At 41.8% G+C, this 19,976-nt stretch carries 15 protein-coding genes, 1 tRNA gene and 1 pseudogene; 8 read left to right on the top strand and 9 right to left on the bottom strand.

The window, feature by feature from the left end; genetic code table 11:
- Positions 1-159: 159 nt before the first annotated feature.
- Both H6G14_RS29980 and H6G14_RS29975 read right to left on the bottom strand, forming a co-directional pair.
- Positions 160-972, bottom strand: coding sequence for a CPBP family intramembrane glutamic endopeptidase (locus H6G14_RS29980; protein ID WP_190572249.1), 813 nt, complete (start codon positions 970-972; stop codon positions 160-162).
- A gap of 365 nt (positions 973-1,337) precedes the next feature.
- Positions 1,338-1,763 carry an AbrB family transcriptional regulator gene (locus tag H6G14_RS29975; protein ID WP_190572247.1) on the bottom strand — a complete coding sequence of 142 codons (426 nt, stop codon included), beginning with the start codon at positions 1,761-1,763 and terminating at the stop codon, positions 1,338-1,340.
- A gap of 1,875 nt (positions 1,764-3,638) precedes the next feature.
- On the opposite strand from H6G14_RS29975, the gene H6G14_RS29970 reads away from it, so the two are divergent.
- Positions 3,639-4,631 carry a succinate dehydrogenase/fumarate reductase iron-sulfur subunit gene (locus tag H6G14_RS29970; RefSeq protein WP_190572243.1) on the top strand — a complete coding sequence of 331 codons (993 nt, stop codon included), beginning with the start codon at positions 3,639-3,641 and terminating at the stop codon, positions 4,629-4,631.
- 120 nt (positions 4,632-4,751) lie between these two features.
- Here H6G14_RS29970 and H6G14_RS29965 read toward each other — a convergent pair whose 3' ends face one another.
- The 5 genes from H6G14_RS29965 to psbX form a co-directional block, all read right to left on the bottom strand.
- Complete coding sequence (locus tag H6G14_RS29965; protein WP_190572241.1) at positions 4,752-5,270, bottom strand: TolB family protein; 519 nt, start codon at positions 5,268-5,270, stop codon at positions 4,752-4,754.
- Between the two features lie 77 nt (positions 5,271-5,347).
- The gene (locus tag H6G14_RS29960) at positions 5,348-8,533 is read right to left on the bottom strand and encodes a GAF domain-containing sensor histidine kinase (RefSeq protein WP_190572239.1); all 3,186 of its coding nucleotides are present in this window, start codon (positions 8,531-8,533) and stop codon (positions 5,348-5,350) included.
- A 151-nt stretch (positions 8,534-8,684) separates the two neighbouring features.
- On the bottom strand, positions 8,685-9,245 hold the full coding sequence (locus H6G14_RS29955; RefSeq protein ID WP_190572237.1) for a PD40 domain-containing protein: 561 nt from the start codon (positions 9,243-9,245) through the stop codon (positions 8,685-8,687).
- A 54-nt stretch (positions 9,246-9,299) separates the two neighbouring features.
- Positions 9,300-10,205: a Ycf66 family protein gene (locus H6G14_RS29950; RefSeq protein WP_190572235.1), complete on the bottom strand. Its 906-nt coding sequence runs from the start codon at positions 10,203-10,205 to the stop codon at positions 9,300-9,302.
- Between the two features lie 251 nt (positions 10,206-10,456).
- Complete coding sequence (gene psbX, locus H6G14_RS29945) at positions 10,457-10,576, bottom strand: photosystem II reaction center X protein (RefSeq protein WP_010995115.1); 120 nt, start codon at positions 10,574-10,576, stop codon at positions 10,457-10,459.
- A 309-nt stretch (positions 10,577-10,885) separates the two neighbouring features.
- Here psbX and H6G14_RS29940 point away from each other — a divergent pair, with 309 nt between their 5' ends.
- On the top strand, positions 10,886-11,179 hold the full coding sequence (locus tag H6G14_RS29940) for a YggT family protein (RefSeq protein ID WP_010995114.1): 294 nt from the start codon (positions 10,886-10,888) through the stop codon (positions 11,177-11,179).
- A gap of 48 nt (positions 11,180-11,227) precedes the next feature.
- Here H6G14_RS29940 and accC read toward each other — a convergent pair whose 3' ends face one another.
- Positions 11,228-12,571 carry an acetyl-CoA carboxylase biotin carboxylase subunit gene (accC, locus tag H6G14_RS29935; RefSeq protein ID WP_190572233.1) on the bottom strand — a complete coding sequence of 448 codons (1,344 nt, stop codon included), beginning with the start codon at positions 12,569-12,571 and terminating at the stop codon, positions 11,228-11,230.
- Positions 12,572-12,970: 399 nt separating this feature from the next.
- On the opposite strand from accC, the gene H6G14_RS29930 reads away from it, so the two are divergent.
- From H6G14_RS29930 to H6G14_RS29905, 6 genes are all read left to right on the top strand, one after another.
- A tRNA-Leu gene (locus tag H6G14_RS29930) sits at positions 12,971-13,051 on the top strand.
- A gap of 288 nt (positions 13,052-13,339) precedes the next feature.
- Positions 13,340-13,969, top strand: coding sequence for a chorismate lyase (locus H6G14_RS29925; RefSeq protein ID WP_190572231.1), 630 nt, complete (start codon positions 13,340-13,342; stop codon positions 13,967-13,969).
- A gap of 645 nt (positions 13,970-14,614) precedes the next feature.
- Complete coding sequence (locus H6G14_RS29920) at positions 14,615-16,354, top strand: DUF3352 domain-containing protein (protein WP_190572229.1); 1,740 nt, start codon at positions 14,615-14,617, stop codon at positions 16,352-16,354.
- A gap of 169 nt (positions 16,355-16,523) precedes the next feature.
- Positions 16,524-17,579, top strand: a complete 1,056-nt coding sequence (gene ccsB, locus H6G14_RS29915; protein WP_190572227.1) for a c-type cytochrome biogenesis protein CcsB — start codon at positions 16,524-16,526, stop codon at positions 17,577-17,579.
- Between the two features lie 173 nt (positions 17,580-17,752).
- Positions 17,753-18,064 carry a KGK domain-containing protein gene (locus H6G14_RS29910; protein ID WP_190572224.1) on the top strand — a complete coding sequence of 104 codons (312 nt, stop codon included), beginning with the start codon at positions 17,753-17,755 and terminating at the stop codon, positions 18,062-18,064.
- Between the two features lie 124 nt (positions 18,065-18,188).
- A complete protein-coding gene (locus tag H6G14_RS29905; protein WP_190572222.1) occupies positions 18,189-19,622 on the top strand; it encodes a DNA cytosine methyltransferase in 1,434 nt (477 codons plus the stop codon).
- Positions 19,623-19,625: 3 nt separating this feature from the next.
- Here the strand turns inward: H6G14_RS29905 and H6G14_RS29900 are convergent.
- Positions 19,626-19,862, bottom strand: a pseudogene (locus H6G14_RS29900) (SinI family restriction endonuclease); the annotation flags it as partial.
- Positions 19,863-19,976 lie beyond the last annotated feature (114 nt).

Genomic DNA, 19,976 nt, shown 5'->3' with positions numbered 1-19,976 from the left:
TGCAAAGGAACTTATTCACTTTAGTTTTGCGTGATTACATTGTAGAAAATCTTACCCATACTTGTGTTGCTTAGTACACATGAATGAAATTTTTTGTCAATGCGTAAGTCCTATTAATTTCAATTTTCGCTATTTATACAGGTGTAAAACATCTAGTGTTTAAGTAAAGAAGTATTGAGAACAGAACCAAAGTATTAAGCTAGTTCCTAAAACACAAATAATCCCTGCTATCCCAGCCAGAGGTTTTTTGTTTTTCCCAGTCCAAAAATCGGAGACTTTATCTGTGTAAGTAACTAATTGGGCTGTATCTATAGTAGCGATCGCCCACACTAAAGCCGAATGTAATCCCCAAGCTATACCCAGGTTACCGCGATCGCTGATCCTTGCCAACACCAACATCATTCCTAGTAACCATAGCCCTGGTAGTTGAGGTACAGTTTCTCGTTGTTCCCAAACTAAGTGTAAAAGAGCAAAAATCAAGCTAGAAAGTATTCCTGCTGCCCATATTGAATAGTCTCTTTCTAATTCTGTTAACAGGAAACCACGAAAAACTAATTCTTCTATTCCTCCCACCAATAACGCTATCAAAAAGATAGGTAATGAGATAGATGCTATTTGCTTGATATTTGATTCTTTAAAATAGCACCAGCCCAACCACAATTGACAGGTAAATAAAATAGCTATACTTAAAACTCCTAAACCAAGGCCTAGTGCTAAGGAACTCAACAAGGCAAAATTACCAACAATCCCATAATTTGCCCAAGAGCTATTAGTTAACCAAATCACGCCCCAAAGCATTAGAGGTGCTAATAAGTAGAGCGAGAGCATCAACGGTAATTTCTGCTCTGGTTGTAACGGTTTGATTGGTTGCCAATTAAGTAATTTCAATGACACTGCCGCAATTGGTAACCAGCACACCAACCAAGCGATAAAAAACGCCATCACAACAGTTATCGCCGGGGCATTTTTCATAAATGCCAGCAGATTGCTGATTGATGGCGTAAAGACAATTGTCAAATTCAACACAAAAATCACAGTAGACTATTTGCAGAATAAATTTTTGGCTTATAAATCAAGCCTCTACTAAGAGTAGTCACTTCTGCAAGGAATAAATCGTATTTTTGCGTTAGATAAAATTATTTAATCAGTGATCAGCTATTGCGCTTTTAAACCACATAGTCACTTGTATAGTTCATTGACAGTTGACGGTTAACTGTCAACTGTCAACAGCCAACATGAAAATATGTGCAAGTTAAACGCCTGACAGCTTACCAGGTTCTTATGGCATTGGGGACACGTTAAAAGTCATCACTTTAACTTATCACCCCTGAGAGAATTTACTCTTCATCTTCATCAGATTCGTCGATGTCTAAATCTGGGGAGAGCTTTTTATCGCTTTCACCGAGTTGAATCAAGTGAATGTGTTTGTATCCCAATCTAATTTCAAATTCATCACCTGGTTTTAATCCCATTGCTTTGGTGTAAGTAGCACCAATCACAATTTGACCATTTTGATGAACGCTGACTCGATATGTCGGTTCACGACCACGACCATCTTTTGGTGCTTCTGGGCTAAGAGGAATACCTCTAGCCGATAGCAAAGCATCGTAGAAATCTGTGAGATTAACCCGGACTTGGTTATTCTTAGTAACGGTATAGTAACCGCACTGTTTAGCTCTTTCTCGTCGTGGTAGAGTAGAAAGTTCTTTTACCTTAGCTAGCAGTGCTTTTCCAGTTAAAGGCGCGGTTGCAGTTTCAGTCATTACGCTCAAAATTTCCTTACTTTCTCCAAACTGATAAACTATGTCGTCTCATGCCAGTATTTGACTTTTTAGCATCTGCATAAAGTTACTGGAGACTGTAAAAATCAAGGGTGAATTCCTGCTGATATTAGCCTCAAATGCCTCTATTGCGTTTAATCACAACAGATTAAGAGGTCATGAGTTTCACAGGCACTAATTTCAGTGATTTTACGGCATTTTTAACCATCATTCGCCATTGGAAATGCAGTTTTTTTCTCTTTTGGCACTACTGTAGAGGTGTAAATTTGCGCCACCTTAACAAGTTGTGCAGGTTCTACTACAAACTAGTCGTAGACCAAAGAAATTGCAGGTTATCCACTTTTAGTGCTTGCCTTTGTTGCTTTTGAGTAGTAAGGTTTTCCCTATGTTTACTCTTCAGCTTCAGACAGCATGGTATTTGAATATGGTTTGGACATACACCCTTTTTTGCTGTGTCCTGCTTGTAGAGACGAGAAATTTCATGTCTCCACATTACGAAGAAACCAAGCAGTAGTAGCAACAGTTATACAGCTGTTGATTCTGGTTTTGTAACTTCGTAATTTTATATTAAATACTAGCATGGACTAATAATAGCAAAATAGTTGTTTATTTTTAAATCTAACTTGCAGATAAATTTTCAGCTAAAAGCCCAAGCTAATGAAAATAGAAAGCAGGAACGATTTTCTTTCTGCTTTATAAGCTAGAGTGATGATTGCACTATGGCTTTTATAAAAATTAATCTAAATTCAGATGAGTAGTTTTGACGAGTGAGTTATATTCTGAGATTCACTCGATTGAGATGAGACTAAAAGCTAAGAGAATGAAAGTCCTAGTTTATTCTCACCAGACAAAAATTATTGTGTTTTCTTTACGTCTGTCTATGGGAAGAATAAATCTCTCTACATCTATCTAGCATTTTCTTGCCACTATTAGATGTGTATTCTCAGCTTTAACGCTTATATACAAACAAAAAATGAACTTTTAGTGAGGATTATGAAAGTCGGTAGTAACCAGTGGGGAGTATGCAAAAATTTTTCTGCTTTGTTGTACAAGCTAATCAAATTAGGGATCTATAGGATTTACACTTGATTTTTGAAATTTGCGTCGTGTGGGCATTGCCCACATTAGCATGGTTTTGGTAGACATCGCCCACCCTATGATACTTAAATTTCTTCACCAATCAAATCAGCTTCCTATCGGTGGAAAAGAAGTTAGAGGTTAGGGTCTAGGGAAGAGGGATTTTGCTCCTTAGCTATCTACTAAGTTCATGAACGACTAAGTTAAAAACACCGGATGATAGCTACTAGTGCTTAGTAAAAGTCTCTCAATCGGACAAGGAAACTTTAACTATTGTTGTGTAAGCGCTTCATTATCGCTATTCTAAGTTAAGATTTTTTCATGTAACGCTCTTGCATATCTTGACATCAAGAATTATCAAGAATCATTAAAGCCTTAACTTTGGATATTTGATGGGTAAGGCAGTCCCGATGAAAAAATTTCACAGTCATAGATGAAAGATATCTTTCCCCTGCACCCATATACCCTTATACCCCTACACCCTCTTTCAAGCTAGATGAAGCTGAAGCTCATTTGTAGTGAAACGACCTTAGTGATTTGAAAAAATCAGCAAATTCAATCAAAAGCATAGAATTAACTTTTTTTCCATTAAAGCTGCGACCACCTCTCAAATCTCATTTATGGCATTGCTGCAATTAAAATTTTAATGGTTATGCTGGAACTAGAATCAGTCGCTCGTTGACTGACTAGCTCTTAACACTAGGCTATTTTTGCAAACACCAGCCTCGAACCAAAATTTTCCAGGTTGGTGAGATAATTTTAAGACTTTGGTTGGTAGCAATGGAAGTTCTATTTAAAATCATTCGTCAACAACAAAATTCTGCTCCTATTGTGCAGAATTACCTTATAGAGACAGACCCTGGTAATACCATCTTGGATTGTCTTAATCGTATTAAGTGGGAGCAAGACGGAACACTAGCATTTCGTAAAAATTGCCGCAATACTATTTGTGGTAGTTGTGCCATACGAATTAATGGTCGTTCAGCTCTAGCTTGTAAGGAAAATGTAGGTAGTGAACTTGCTAGATTACAAAAAATATCATCTTCAGCAAATCAAGCAAGTAGCATTCCAGAAATGACGATCGCTCCTTTAGGCAATATGCCAGTCATTAAGGATTTAGTCGTAGATATGAATAGTTTCTGGAATAATCTAGAAGCAGTTGCGCCCTACGTCAGCACAGCAGCGCGACAAGTACCAGAACGAGAATTTTTACAAACACCAGATGAGCGATCGCGCCTCGATCAAACTGGTAATTGTATTATGTGCGGTGCTTGCTACTCAGAATGCAACGCCCGTGAAGTCAACCCCGACTTCGTCGGCCCCCACGCTTTAGCTAAAGCCTACCGCATGGTTGCAGACTCCCGCGATACTGACACAGCCCAACGCTTAGAAAACTACAACGAAGGCACTAAAGGCGTTTGGGGTTGTACTCGTTGTCTTTACTGCGATTCAGTTTGCCCAATGGAAGTAGCCCCATTAGAGCAAATCACCAAAATCAAGCAGGAACTCCTCAGCCAAAAACAAGCCAGCGATAGCCGCTCAATTCGCCACCGCAAAGTATTAGTAGAGCTAGTCAAAGAAGGTGGCTGGATTGACGAACGGCAATTTGGCTTACAAGTAGTCGGTAACTATTTAAAAGACCTTAGAGGATTACTCAGCCTCGCTCCCCTGGGTTTACGAATGATTGCCAAAGGTAAATTTCCTCTATCCTTTGAACCATCCGAAGGGACAGCCCAAGTGCGATCGCTCATTGAATCCATACAAAAGGAGTAATCAATTCAAAATACCCTACGGGAAGCTAAAGCTACAAAATTCAAAATTCAAAAATTTCTCCCCTACACCCTCAAAAACATAGGGAGTAGGGATTTTTTTACCACTCACCACCCCCTCACATCATCGCGGATCTTGCGGCACATTTAAGGGTTGCCCAGAACGGTTATAGACTAAAATATCCCACTGGCCATTATTACTAGACTCAAAAGCGATCGCACTACCATCAGCGCTAATGGTTGGGTTGCGGACTTCTGCTTGTAAATTATTTGTCAAACTGCGTGATTGTCGTGTTTCTCTGTCATAAATAAAAATAGCTGATCGCCCTTGACGACTAGCAGCAAACACCACATAACGACCATCCTCCGAAACACTGGGATGAGAGGCGATCGTATCTAAAGCATTTAATCCCGACAAATCTACCAAATTTTGAGTCAGCGTATCAAACATATATACATCCTGGCTGCCCCGGCGATCGCTGGTAAACACAATGTATCTTCCCGAACTTTGGGGATTAAGTTCCGAAGCAAGACTGTTAATACTCCTACCCCCTGGATCAAAAGGGTAACTCACCAACCGAGGATAACCAAAACATCCACCCAATAAGGTTGTACAAGCAAATATAAAAATACGTTTAATCATTCGTCAGGCGTATTATTTTCCTATCGCTTGTCTTTAGTCTAAACTCCAGTGTTAACAATTCAAAATCCAAGACATTTTCAGACGTTCGTGATTGATGAATTAATTTTTGCCTGAAGAATTGGTAATTCAACCACAAACTCTGTACCTTTACCCGGTTCTGATTGGCAGTAAATCTTGCCTTTGTGTTTATCTGTGACAATCTGATAGCTGATCGACAGTCCCAGTCCAGTACCTTTACCGACCATCTTAGTAGTAAAAAATGGATCGAACAATCTGGGGATGATCTGCTCATCAATGCCGAGTCCATTATCGCTAATCCGAATACTCATCCAGTTTTTATTCAGTAGAGATGTATAAATGCGGATTTCGCTAGGATGTGCGGCAATTACTTCAGGAGATAGCTTTGCTTCCCGTTCTTCTAAGGCATCAATGGCATTAGACAGCAAATTCATAAATACCTGGTTTAACTGACCGGGATAGCACTCTATGAGAGGTAAATTATCATAGTCCTTGGTCACATGAATGGCGTGGCTATCAGCTGAGGGCTTTAAGCGATGTTGTAAAATCATCAAAGTGCTGTCGATACATTCATGAATATTTGCTGTTTTTAAGTCAGCTTCGTCTAGGCGTGAGAAGCTACGTAAAGAGGTGACAATTTCCTGAATGCGCTGAGTACCTACCTGCATTGACTGGAATAAGTTAGGTAAGTCCTCAAATAAAAACTCGATTTCGGCTTGCTGGAAAAACTCTTGTATTTCCGGTTCTGCATTGGGGTAATAATGCTGATAAAGTTTCACATAACGCAGCAACTCTTGGGTATATTGATGGGCGTGTTCTAAGTTGCCGTGGATAAAATTAATTGGGTTATTAATCTCGTGGGCAACCCCTGCTACCAACTGCCCCAAACTGGCCATTTTTTCAGCGTGGATAATTTGCATCTGGGCAGTGCGGAGTTCCTTGAGTGTCTGGGCGAGTTGATCTGCTTCTGCACGAGTCTCACCAAGCAAACTCGATTGTTGAAACAAGTTAGCTTGATGTAGGGCTACACTGAGTTGAGCTGCTATTTGAGTGACAAACTCCAATTCGTCTTCTTCCCAATGACGTGGATGAGTGCATTGGTGAATACACAATAATCCCCACAGATTATCACCTTCCATCAATGGCACAATAATCTGAGCTTTGACTTGGAATTGCTCAATCACATCCAGATGGGGTACTTTAGAGCCAACACTATTGACATCGGAAATTACTTGTACTTGCCCTTGGCGATATTGAGGTGCATAATGGTCGCCAAAGCAATAGTCCTGCACCTTCACAGCTAGGGCAGAATCAAACTTGGGCAACACATCTTCAGCAATAAATTCACCACTACAAAAACCCTGATCAGAATCAAAGCGAAAAATGCCGACTCGATCTGCTTGCAGCGATCGCCTCACTTCCTGGACAGTGTTTTTCAAAGTTGCCTCTAAATCTAAAGATTCTCGAATTTTGACGACCAAATCAAATAAAATTCGGCGCTGTTCAGCCGATTTTTGCAGTTCATCAGCACGGGTTTGAATTTGGCTCATCATTTGAGAACTTTGCAGCGCCACGCCTAGTTGACTAGCTACTTGTCCCAAAAATTCTACTTCTACAATATCCCACTGGCGCGGTGCAGAATGTTGATATGCCGCCAGTAATCCCCACAAATTGCGTCCGACAAAAATAGGGGTTAAGGCATAAGCTCGAATCTTAAACTGCTCCAAAATATCTAAGTGACAGCGTGAGTGTCCGACTTGGTAAATGTCGTTAACTGCAAAATTTTCGTTGTTGCGATAGCGTCCCCCTTTGGTTTCTTGGAGGTGGGTATCTTCCCAAACCAGATTTTTACCAAAGGGGTTAATGCTGTCCCACTGCGCCTCCATTATACCGAAATTACTGACGAATTCACCACTCCAGTCAGGATTAAAGCGGTAAACTCCTACCCGCTCAACCCTCAGCATTTTACATACTTCTTGACAAGTTGTTTTTAAGATTAAATTAATATCTAGGGAAGAGCGAATTTTTCCCACTACTTCTGTGAGGGTGCGTTGCCGAGCGATCGCATTTTGCAGAGCATCTGCCTGTTGTTTCGATTGGGTTAAATTCTCTGCTTGCTGAATTGCCACCCCTAATTGCGCCCCCACCTGTCCGAGAAACTCCACTTCATAATTTGCCCATTGTCGTGGGCCAGTGTGTTGATAAGCTGCTACGAGTCCCCACAGTTTTTTACCGATGAAAATCGGTGCTAAAGCATAGGCATGAATCTTGAATTGCTCCAGAATGTCAATATGACAGCGTGTATGTCCAGCTTGGTAGATATCATTGACCGCAAAAGTTTCGTTATTGCGATAGCGTCCACCTTTGGTTTCTTGGAGGTGGGTATCCTCCCAAACCAGATTTTTGCCAAAGGGGCTGATTCTGTGCCACTGTGCTTCTACTGTCCCAAATTGACTGACAAATTCACCGCTCCAATCTTCATTAAAGCGATAAACTGCTGCCCGTTCTAGCTTTAGGAGTTTGCACAATTCCTGACAGGCGGTGTCTAAAATAATCTCCGTATTGATAGATGATCGAATATTGCCGACTACTTCCATCAAAGCTCGTTGCCTGGCAATAGCATCTTGCAGTTCTACTGTACGTTGTTTGCCTTCCTTGATGATTTCTTCCTGCTGCATTGCCACACCGAGATAGCTTGCGGCTTGCGAGATAAATTCCACCTCGTTATGATGCCATTGTCGAGGTGCAGAATGCTGATAGGCTGCTAGTAGACCCCACAGTTTTGTACCAACGAAAATCGGTGCGATCGCATACGCTCGAATCTGAAATTGTTCTAACACCTCAATATGACAACGAGAGTGTCCCGCATCGTAAATATCAGCCGTAGCAAACGGCTCATTTTTCCGGTATCGCCCCCCTTGAGTTTCTTGCAAATGAGAATCTTGCCACACCAAGTCCTGTCCAAAAGCAGTGAGTTTATCCCAAGGTGATTCTGCAAAACCAAAACGATTTATAAAACTACCACTCCAATCACTGTTGAAGCGGTAAATAGCTAATCGCTCAATCTGCAATTGCCCACAAATATCTTGACAAGAAGTCCGGCACAGAGATTCTATATTTATCGATGAACGAATTTTAGCCAGGATTCTCATCAATATTTTCTGGTACTGTCCTGCCAGGCGTAGCTGGTTGTGACAATCTGGCAAATCTGAAGAATTGGGCAGATCATAAGAGTTTCTTATCATAGATATTGGAAAAAATGAAACACCTAGTTTCATCTTTCCCAAATTTAATTTTCAGATCACAGCTTGAAAACTCAGGGAATTATAAAACTTCAATGATTCACTTTCGAGCCAGGATAAGGATTATCAGTTTCTTTCGCCTTTGCTCCCCCTCTTATGATGGCTGATTCACTGCTGCCCCATTGGGAATATCTAACTCAATATTCGGCCCCCTGTCTAAGACTTCGATATCCCATTGTCCACGGGCGGCAGTTTCAAAGACAACATAACGTCCATCTGGACTAATACCCGGATTTCGCACCCAACCGCGATAGGTAGGGGTAATAATTTGCGATTGTTGAATGGCGCGATCGTAAAGAGCCACTACTGGTCTACCTTGGTCGCTAGTCATGTAAACAATATACCGTCCGGTGTAGCTCAAACTGGGACTTTCGGTAATTGTCTCCGGTCGGTTTAATCCTGGTGTGCGAACAAAACTTTGCTGTTGTAAATCATACACAAGTAACTGATGCGCACCATTCCTATTAGAAATAAACGCCAAAAAGCGACCATTACCACTTAAGGCTGGTTGCTCTTCTGCGAAGCGACTATTGAGGGAAGTTGGCCCAAGGGGGATATCACCAGAACCACAAGAGCCAAGCAAACTCGCCAAGCCAAAAATTAGGCTCCAATGAATTGGTCTTTGGAGCCAGAACTGAGAAGTAAATTTTTTCACCTCAAATCTTTACTGGTTTCCGTCGCCTATAAGCTTACATCCATCCAGAGTGCTTTAGATATCATCAAAGTTTGTCGAGTTCTCTGAATCTTCATCTGACTGATCTATCGGTTTGTACGGTACGTAGTCAGTCGGGATAGCTTCATCATCTTGACGTTCTCTACGGGAAGAACTTGTATCAGCAGGCGGACGACGCTTTCTCGGTCTGGGTTGCACATCCTCATCTACTTCTGGGCGAGGATTATTATTTCCCCGGCGAGAAGGTTTTCTGACTTCACTACTAGAACTTTCCCAATCATCAACTTGCCTAGAAGCAGAACCCCAATCTTCTTGTTCGTAGCTTTCTGAAGTTCGGGTTGTTGGGCGGTTGGTAGGACGGCGGCGTGGTTTATCCGTTGGTTCCTGTCTCTCAGTGGTGTTACGGCGCTCTTTGCGGGGTGGTTGTTCCTCATAATAGTTATCACGAGAGGAACGATCTTCTCGACTGGGACGGATTCTGGCACGTACTGGACGTTCTTCCTCTTCCTCATCTTCGTAAGGTAAAGGAGCATAATCGTCTTCTACCTCAGCCTCATATTTCCGTCGGTTGTAAGAATAATTTTTGCTGACTGGTCGCTCATCATCGACAATTGGAGTGTTACGTTTCGCTTGTTGAGTAGCTATACTCCGCAGACGAATACTTTCAACTGCGAAAAATACAGTTGTACCGACTAGAAGCAGCTGACCAAATTGCAAAATCGGGTCTAACCGCCATCCTTGGAAAATAAGGATGAAACCGCACAGTAAGCCCACTGCTGCAAAAAATATATCCTGATCTCTTGACAGTTCTGGACGCACAGTGCGGAGAAAATATAGCGCTGCCCCAGCCACAGCCAGGAAAATTCCTAGAATACTGGCTGAGTTCGTTCCAAAATTAACCTGAGCCAGAACACTGGCTGAGTTCAGCCCAAAATTTAGCATTGTTCTTTTCCCAATATCAAATCTATGTTAGCGAGTCACACTTAAAATCACTACTCTAAACAATCACAATATAATATTTAAGCTTCAAAGCATCTGACAAAGAAGCTCTGAAGCTATGTACCAAAAGCTAAAAAAGCTTGGGTCTGCCAGCTTAGTATACCTTGCTTCCAATAACAGGGATTTTTACCTACAGTGGAATACAGGCTGCTGACAGACAAACAGTTGCGAGAGTCAAAACAACTCTCCAAACACTATGAACGCTGGATTTTATCTTTTTGGCTGATGAAAATCAAACCAACAGTAGCAGGGATAACGACAATTAAAGTACCCCAAGCCAAACTCCAAAGAAAATTTGATAAAGAAGGCGTCATGGATCTAAACCTTTTTTTACACTCTTCATCATAATTCTAATGGTGTATTACTTCCTTGAGAAGCCTATAGTTAATAGTCAATCGTCAATGGTCAGTTGTCAGTTGTCAGTAGCCAATAGTTCCCCTACTTCCCCTGCCCCTCTGTCTTCCACTAATTATTATTCATATCCACCCACGAATTGCTTTCGATACACAGTCATTAAGTGGCCGCATTTAGTTAAAATTGAAGAGAGAATGCTTTACAAAGCTTAAAATTTTCAGCTTTTGCTGGCAGTTTTTTGTAAATTCACAAAATAGTAGCTTAGATCGATGACTGGTGTTAACCTGAGCGTTTGGATTCTTGGCCCTGTGTTGGGAGTGATGACATTTCTGTTTATTTTCCGCATCATTCTCACTTGGTATCCGCAAGTCGATCTGAACCGTCTGCCCTTCAACTTAATTGCTTGGCCCACTGAACCATTTCTCATTCCTTTGCGAAAAATCATCCCACCTATCGGCGGTGTTGATATCACCCCCATTGTATGTGTTGGTATTTTTAGCCTACTGCGAGAAGTTCTTCTAGGCCAGCAAGGATTACTAACGATGTTGGCGCGGATGAGTTAGGGAATTGGTAATTGGTGATTGAAACTCTATTACCCATTACCCATTACCCTATTTATTCATCTCCTGCACAAAGCTAGTAGACACGTTACCTTGCAAAAATTGCGGATTTTCCATAATTCTTTGATGAAAACCAATGGTTGTAGGTAATCCGGTGATGGCGCACTCTCTGAGAGCGCGTTTCATGCGGTTAATAGCAGTAGCGCGATCGGGGCCCCAAACGATCAATTTACCAATTAAGGAATCATAGTAGGGCGGAATTTGGTAATCCGTGTAAACGTGGGAGTCAATCCGCACGCCAGGGCCGCCAGGGGGAAGATAACCGCTAATGCGTCCGGGGGCTGGGCGGAAATCGTGGTCTGGGTCTTCGGCGTTGATGCGACATTCGATCGCATGACCGCGTAAAACTACTTGGTCTTGAGTTAGTCTAAGTCTTTCCCCTTGGGCAATTCTGATTTGCTCAACTAATAAATCCACTCCAGTAACCATCTCAGTTACGGGATGTTCTACTTGAATCCGGGTGTTCATTTCCATAAAGTAAAACTGACCGGATCTATCTAACAAAAACTCGATAGTACCTGCCCCAGTGTAATTAATAAACTGAGCCGCTTTCACCGCCGCTTGTCCCATTTTTTCCCGTAGGTCTGAGTCCAGGGCTGGGCTGGGGGCTTCTTCCAGTAACTTTTGGTTACGGCGCTGAATTGAGCAATCCCTCTCGCCCAAGTGAATCACATTGCCGTAACTATCAGCCAAAATTTGAAATTCAATGTGGCGCGGACGTTCAATAAATTTTTCAATATAAACGCCAGCATTACCAAAGGCTGCACCTGCTTCACCTTGGGCGGCTAAGAAAAGTTTGACAAATTCATCTGGCGATCGCACCAGTCGCATACCCCGGCCGCCACCACCAGCCGTGGCTTTGATCATCACTGGGTAGCCGATATCTTTCGCCAGTTCTAATCCTTCTTGCTCTGTCTCTACCAAACCTTCACTACCCGGTACTGTCGGTACACCAGCTTTTTGCATGGTTTCCTTGGCGGTGGATTTGTCCCCCATGAGGCGGATAGCTTCTGGGGTGGGGCCGATGAATGCAATATGATGGTCAGCACAAATTTCCGCAAATTTGGCATTTTCAGATAAAAAGCCATACCCAGGATGAATAGCACTGGCATTGCGCGTTAAAGCCGCAGCAATAATATTGGGAATATTCAAATAACTTTTAGCGCTAGCAGGTTCGCCAATACAAACCGCTTCGTCAGCAAGTTGGACATGAAGAGCATTCCGGTCAACAGTCGAGTGAACTGCGATCGTCGCAATCCCCATTTCCTCGCAGGCGCGGAGAATGCGCAGCGCTATTTCTCCCCGATTGGCAATTAATATTTTGTCAAACTTCATTTTCTAGTTTTCGATATCAGTATCAGTACCAGTAGATAGAAATTGTCTCCCATCCAAGTTGCTTTTAGCGCGTAGGCGTAGCACGCCTTAGGCATCGCTTCATCTCAAATTATGACAGGAGATACCCCAGGCTCATCTTTAAATAAATTGCAGGAAACGGACTTACCAACAAGATTTTTCATGGAGGTAGGGTGTGAGGGTTTAAGGGTGTAAGGGCAGAAAACCCCCATACCCCTTTTAATATCACTTGTGGCAATACTCCATTTCTGTTAGTCTCGTATCCTCCTTCGGGAAATTTGTATATTTAGCAAAATAAATTTTCTATAAAGTTTGGCAAATATAGTTTTACCTTGTTTTGTGCAATTTTTTTGTGCTAGTATATCTTCTTGTACAACCCGTGCGGATGTGGCGGAATTGGTATACGCGCACGCTTGAGGTGCGTGTGGCTTTGCCTTGCGAGTTCGAGTCTCGCCATCCGCATTTTTTAGTGACTATAGTCAATCTTGAAAGGTCAGTGGTCAAAAGTGATAAATTTTTGACTCCTGACCTTTCTAATTATTGGGTGGAAGAGAGGAAGAGGAACAAAGGACAACTATGGCTGGGGACTGGGGACTGGGTAAAAAGTCTTGTTGTGTCTAGGTTGTATCATCTATTGATGTCCTAACACTACTGACAACAGCCATAACAACGGACAACTGACAACTGACAACTGACAACTAATTAATTTTTTGTGCTTTTATATAAATAAGTAAATTTTTGTAAAGAACATTGACTGCTACTTTTACTCCAAGCAACAACTCAACACTGCCAGCCGGATGGCATCGCCTCACTCCTATTTGGCAAGGTGGGGAAGAAGTAATTAAACATAGTTTGCCTCACACTCAGCTGGCTCCCGCGTGGCAACTACTACTATTAGGTGATGGCTCACCCACAAGACATTTAGAATTACTTACTGGTGAGCCGACAGAAGTCGATGTCATTGATATGTCATTGATTGGTCTGGATTTGGATAGTGCGCCGGATTTAATCCAATCTGTTCCAGCGCCAAGACTGCGGCGACAGGTATGGCTACGTACAGCCTCTGGCCAAAGACTCGCCTATGCAACCTCATGGTGGGAAGCCAGTCATGTAGATGAGTATTTGCAAAACCGTTCATTACCGATTTGGGCAAGTCTAGCTCGTCTTCGCACCGAGTTGTATCGAGATGTGCGAGGTATTTATTATGGAAATTCAGAGGCCTTGCAATCAGGGTTTGGCGTGGATGGGCCTTTCTGGGGTCGCCATTACCTGTTTTGGCATCACGGCCAACCTTTAACCTTGATTTATGAAGTTTTTTCTCCGTATTTAACAAAATACTTGGGGCCGATGCAACTAAGTTCTAGGAATGGCAAAGTATAAAAGCTTTGACATGACTTGGGAATTTGTAGTTATTTAATTTAAAAATTAATTAAAATTTAATACAATATGGGATTTGTATCTGGTTATAAACATTAAATGTCAAACAAGATACTGATATCTTGCGGCTTTTAGTCGTTAGTTATATTTATGACTTACACATAAAAACGAAAAATAAAGGGTTGAGAGAATGGGTGTAGGGAAGAGTTTGGGTGTGTAAATATTTAAATTTTGGGAAAATTTTATACAAAGATGTTAATCTAATTGACTGCGTTAAAAATACAGAAAACGTTAACTTTACTTTTGTTGATTAGGAATGAGTATTTTATTTATCCTGTGTTGTAGTAGTGAGGTTATAACCTGGGCTAGTAGCTAATTTGCCAGTGAGAGGTGTAGGGTATAATGACCGATGCACAAAAGGATAAGCTAAAGTGCTTTTAGAGCGTAAAAAACCATAAAAGCAGGATGCTTGGTGTGATTAATTTATTTCATTTTGAATTACTTATAAGCCTCTAATTTCATTTATGGGAGATTTGTTAATTTCTTATTTTGCGGAAAGTTTGGGCGGATTTTTCCACCAATAGTTTAGGCCTCACCATAGGTGATCAAAACTTTCCCAGAAGAACTTTGAATTCGGAGCGAAGCGACGTGACACTGCCTATTTTGTCTGTTCCCATGAAGAAAAGAAACAAACCATCTTTGGTGCTGACACTTTCCGCAGCCGGGTTATTAGTTGGTGGCGGTGCAGCCGGATACTGGTTATTGAGCCAGAGAGAAGCATTTTCGAGAAATTTGTTAGTAGGGGCAAATATTATTCCACAAGATGCCTTATTTGCGGTTTCTCTGAGTACAGACCCTAAACAATGGCAGAAATTGCAGAAATTTGGCACAAAGGAAAGCCAAGCTATAGTCAATCAAAATTTATTACAATTACGCGATCGCTTTCTGACTAATCAAGGTTACAACTTCGAGCAAGATATTCAACCTTGGGTAGGGGATGAAGTGACCTTAGCAATTTTAGCTCCTGAGGTAGTTAAATCAGCAATTAAACCAGTATCGACTAATACAGAGGCAAAAAATAGCCAACAGTCGATGGTTATGGTTTTACCAGTAAGAAACCTACAAAAAGCCAAAGGTATTTTCGCTCAACCAAAAAACCCTAATCAAGCCCAGTGGAAAGATAGCACCTATCAAGGGATTACTATCAAACAAAGTGAGGGACAAACGGGGGAAAACTTTTCAGCAGCTTTAATAGATGAACGCTTTCTCGTCATTACCGACAATATTAAAGTCACAGAAAAAGCAATTGACGCTTATAGAAATAAGACAACCTTAGCAACAACAGGCGGTTTTGCAGAAAACTTTCCGAAAGTAGCTAGTTATCAGCCTTTGGCTCAGTTTTATGTGAATGTCCCCAACGCTGCAAAAATAGCCGCCATTGCTCCCAATCGTCGCTTACCAGCACAAGTTCTAGCACAACTGCAAAATAACCAAGGTTTAGCCGGGACTGTAACTTTAGAGCCAGAAGGAATACGCATCAAAGGAGTTTCATGGCTCAATCCTCGTAGTCAGCGTGTATTGGCTGTGACAAACAAAGCTGGCAATATGCAAAATCGTGTACCAGCAGAAACCATTATGATGCTGTCTGGGGGAGATTTACAACGCCTATGGAGTGACTACGTTTTAACGTCTCAAGGTAATCCTCTAGCACCAGTAACACCAGAACAACTGCGGAGTGGAGTTAAATCACTCACAAATCTCGACTTAGAAAGAGATTTACTCAAGTGGATGAGAGGAGAGTTCGCTGTATCCTTAATTCAAGGTACTCCTAAGCCGGGTTCACAGGAAGATTTTCGGGCGGCTTTGGTGTTAATGATCCAAGCAAATGATACCTCCGATGGTCAAAGCCGGCGCAAACTAGCTGAAACATCCATTAAACAGCTAGATGAGGTGATGAAAAATCAATACCAATTCCAAATTCAACCCGCAACCGTAGCAGGTAAACCCATCACTAATTGGATTAGCCCCTATGGAACTCTCACGGCTACCCACGGTTGGTTGGATGGAGACGTTTTCTTCCTATCAATAGGCGCTCCCATTACCGATAAAATTGTTCCCAAACCCAATAACACCCTGGCTAACAGTTTGGCATTTCAACAAACAGTACCAGTAGAACCTAATCCTACAAACGGTCAGTTTTACTTGGATGTGGAACAGACAGCAAAAAACTTTCCCCTACCAAGACTGATACCTAAGCAACAAACATTGTTAGCTGCGACGCGTTCCATCGGTGTGACAACTGCGGTTAGCGATAATCGCAGCACCCGCTACGACATTTTTCTCACACTCAAAAAAGCTGATAATTCTGCTGCTATACCCAATCCATAGTCAAGGTATAGAGTGCAAAATACTAGGTTTCATAATCCATGCTAGATACCTAAGGCCTAAAAATTTCTAATTTTGAATTTTGAATTTTGAATTTTGAACTCCCTAGAGCAGATAGGATCAGAAAAGTCAGGATAAATGATTTTCAAAAATCCACTGCGGAGAACATTTTATGAATCTGGTTTCACTCCAGAACTGGTTAGATAACGCGTCCTTTGCCGTCTTATTCCTTACAATGCTGCTTTATTGGATAGGTGCAGCGTTTCCCGGTTTACCAGCAATTAATGCTTTAGGAACAGCTGGGATGGCGATCGCTAATTTGTCCATAGCAACCCTGCTGGGCGCACGCTGGATCGAAGCTGGTTATTTCCCTTTAAGTAATTTGTATGAGTCGCTGTTCTTCCTTTCTTGGGGAATTACAACTGTTCATCTGATTGCTGAAAATTCTAGCCGCAGTCGTTTAGTAGGTGTGTTTACCACCCCTGTGGCTATGGGGATTGTGGCTTTTGCTACCTTAACACTGCCATCAGATATGCAGGTATCAGAACCCTTAGTACCTGCACTAAAGTCAAACTGGCTGATGATGCACGTCAGCGTCATGATGTTGAGTTATTCGGCGTTGATGGTGGGTTCATTACTGGCGATCGCTTTCTTGGTGATCACTCGTGGTAACAATATACAGTTACAAGGCAGTTCCGTCGGTAACGGTGGCTATCGTACCAACAGCTATCGCTTGATGAAAGCTGGTGAGATCATTTCTCAACCAGCAACACCACCAGTAGAAAATAATGGTTTTGCTCGTTTGGAAAGCCAAAATAACGGCAACGGTAACACAGCCGTATTGAACTTAGCCGCTACCCCTCAAGCGAAAACCTTAACACCTGCCGAAACCCTCTCTCCCCAACGCCTCAGCCTAGCCGAAACCCTAGACAATATCAGCTATCGCATCATTGGTTTAGGATTTCCCCTGTTGACAATTGGGATCATTGCCGGTGCAGTTTGGGCAAATGAAGCCTGGGGTTCTTACTGGAGTTGGGATCCTAAAGAAACTTGGGCATTGATTACTTGGTTAGTATTCGCTGCCTATCTCCACGCCAGAATTACCCGTGGTTGGCAAGGTCGTCGTCCAGCAATTTTAGCCGCTAGTGGCTTTGTTGTTGTCTGGATTTGTTACCTTGGTGTCAATCTTTTGGGTAAAGGTTTACATTCCTACGGGTGGTTTTTTTAAACAACTTATCCGTTGTTCTCCTCTTCGTTCTTGGAGAGGAGAATCTATCTTATTAAATAACTGAGTATAAATATTTATATTAGTTGTCACTAAATCTACAAAATCATGATTTATTGCGGATAAAGCATTATATCTGTGGAAAGGAACTATAGATTTAGCCACAGGAGTTTCTTATGGGAGATGGATTTGAAAGACTAAACCATGATGAAGTAGTATCCATAGCACCGGATACATTTAATAAATTAGATATTGCTAAAACTTTTAAAGTTCGTGATTTGATTACGGCGATTAAAGAATATATTGGAGCAGATGGCACACCTGAAGCAAATTTATATACCTTAGGTATAAATTGTGAAGTATTAAAATTTACGGCTCAAGGATGGAAGAAAGGCAAAGTGAGACTGGCTTTAGAATTTTCTCCTGATGAACCCGAATCACCATTAGAAGAAATTAGCGAAAAATTAACACACTTTGATATTTTATGATGGGTGGATGGCTCATAGGTGTAGGTTTTTACTCTTTTATTCCCTAGTCATTTTTAACGGTGGTTCGTTGACATAGCCACTTAATAAATGCTAATGATGGTATGAAAAAAGTTTCGTTAGCGAAATGAAATCCAATCCCTATTTGTCCACAAAAGAAGCAGCCTTAAAAATAGGTATTTCTGAGCAAAGAGTTCGTACTCTATTGCGTAGTGGTGATATAAAGGGACAGCAAGTAGGGAAAGTATGGGTTTTGGAGCCAGAGGCAGTTGAAAATTACCTCAACCGAACCAAGGAAAATTATCCTGTAGACAGGAGAACCAAGGAAAATCATCACCAAGTAGTCAAAGCCATCTCTTTTTTCTCAGGAGCTATGGGGCTTGATCTTGGTTTTGAGAAAGCAGGTATTGAAATCCTCCTTGCGTGTGAGGTTGATAAGTATTGCCGACAAACAATAGTTGCAAACAAGCCAGATATTGCACTTTTGGGGGATATAGCGTCTTACAGCGCTCAGGACATCTTAGACCATGCCCAGCTAGCCAAAGAAGATGTAGACATTATGTTAGGTGGACCTCCCTGCCAAGCTTTTTCTACAGCAGGGGCAAGGCGTGGTTTCAAAGACGAGAGGGGCAATATATTCCTGAAATACATTGAACTTATTTTACAAATACGCCCAAAATATGCTGTCATCGAGAATGTAAGAGGACTCCTTTCCGCTCCGTTGCTACACCGCCCGCACTTAGAAAGGGGTAAAGATAATGCCCCTTTATCGAGGGAAGAAATGCCAGGTGGTGCCTTGAAATATATTGTGGATGAACTTCGTAAAGGCGGATACAGTATCAGTTTCAACTTATATAACACGGCAAATTATGGCGTTCCCCAAATTAGGGAAAGAGTAGTCATGATCTGCCATCGTGGAAAGGACAAGGTTCCTTATCTATGCCCCACACATTCAGAAATGGGTGATTTTGGCCTTGATAAATGGAGAACCCTACGTGAGTCTATTACAAACCTGGATCAAAGTGACGCGGAGTATATTGAGTTCCCCGAAGGAAGGTTAAAGTATTACAGAATGTTAAAAGAAGGGCAGTATTGGAAACATCTCCCTGATGAATTGCAAAAGGAAGCATTAGGGAAATCCTATTATTCAGGGGGAGGAAAAACTGGTTTCCTTAGGCGTTTGTCTTGGGATAGGCCAAGCTGTACCTTAGTGACATCCCCTGCCATGCCAGCAACTGATATCTGTCACCCGGAATATCTTCGCCCATTAAGTATTCAGGAATATAAACGCATCCAGCAGTTTCCAGATAGTTGGGTCGTATGTGGTTCCCTCATGGATCAATATCGGCAGATAGGGAATGCTGTGCCTGTTGGTTTTGGAGAAGCAGTTGGCAAAGCAATTCTTGCACACATGAGTGGCAAGATAGAACACCCGCCTTTGAACTTCCCATTTTCCCGCTACAAAGGTAACGATGATGTGTCATGGGAGGCTAAAATCACAAAATCCCTAGAAGAGGAAAAACCAGTCCAGGGTTCACCTTTTACGGTATGTGCTGTTTAAGAGTTAGGCTTTGATAGCTCTTAAGGCAGAAAGGTATTTTTCCACATACAATTTGAAGCCTTTTTCTGAAAGATTCTCTTTCCCTTGCAATGAGGGGAATTTATCCCAATTATCTCCCCTTTTTTTAGAAAAAGTTCGGAACCATTTTTTAATTGGGGTGCCACGACGTATAGCGGCCGAAGAAGAATTTTCAGTATTATCCCTGTTTTTTACTTGCAGTGATTGCCAGACATTTTCGCTATCACAATAGACCTATCTTTAAAATAAATTTTATAGGAAAATAAACAGAGGAGCTAGAAAAGCGAGTATTAATAATGACAAGCCCCTTAAAAAGAATAGAATCATACCCAGAGG

Source organism: Nostoc parmelioides FACHB-3921 (genome assembly GCF_014696625.1).
Taxonomy (GTDB): Bacteria; Cyanobacteriota; Cyanobacteriia; order Cyanobacteriales; family Nostocaceae; genus Trichormus; species Trichormus parmelioides.
This window is presented reverse-complemented; position numbering and strand designations above follow the sequence as displayed.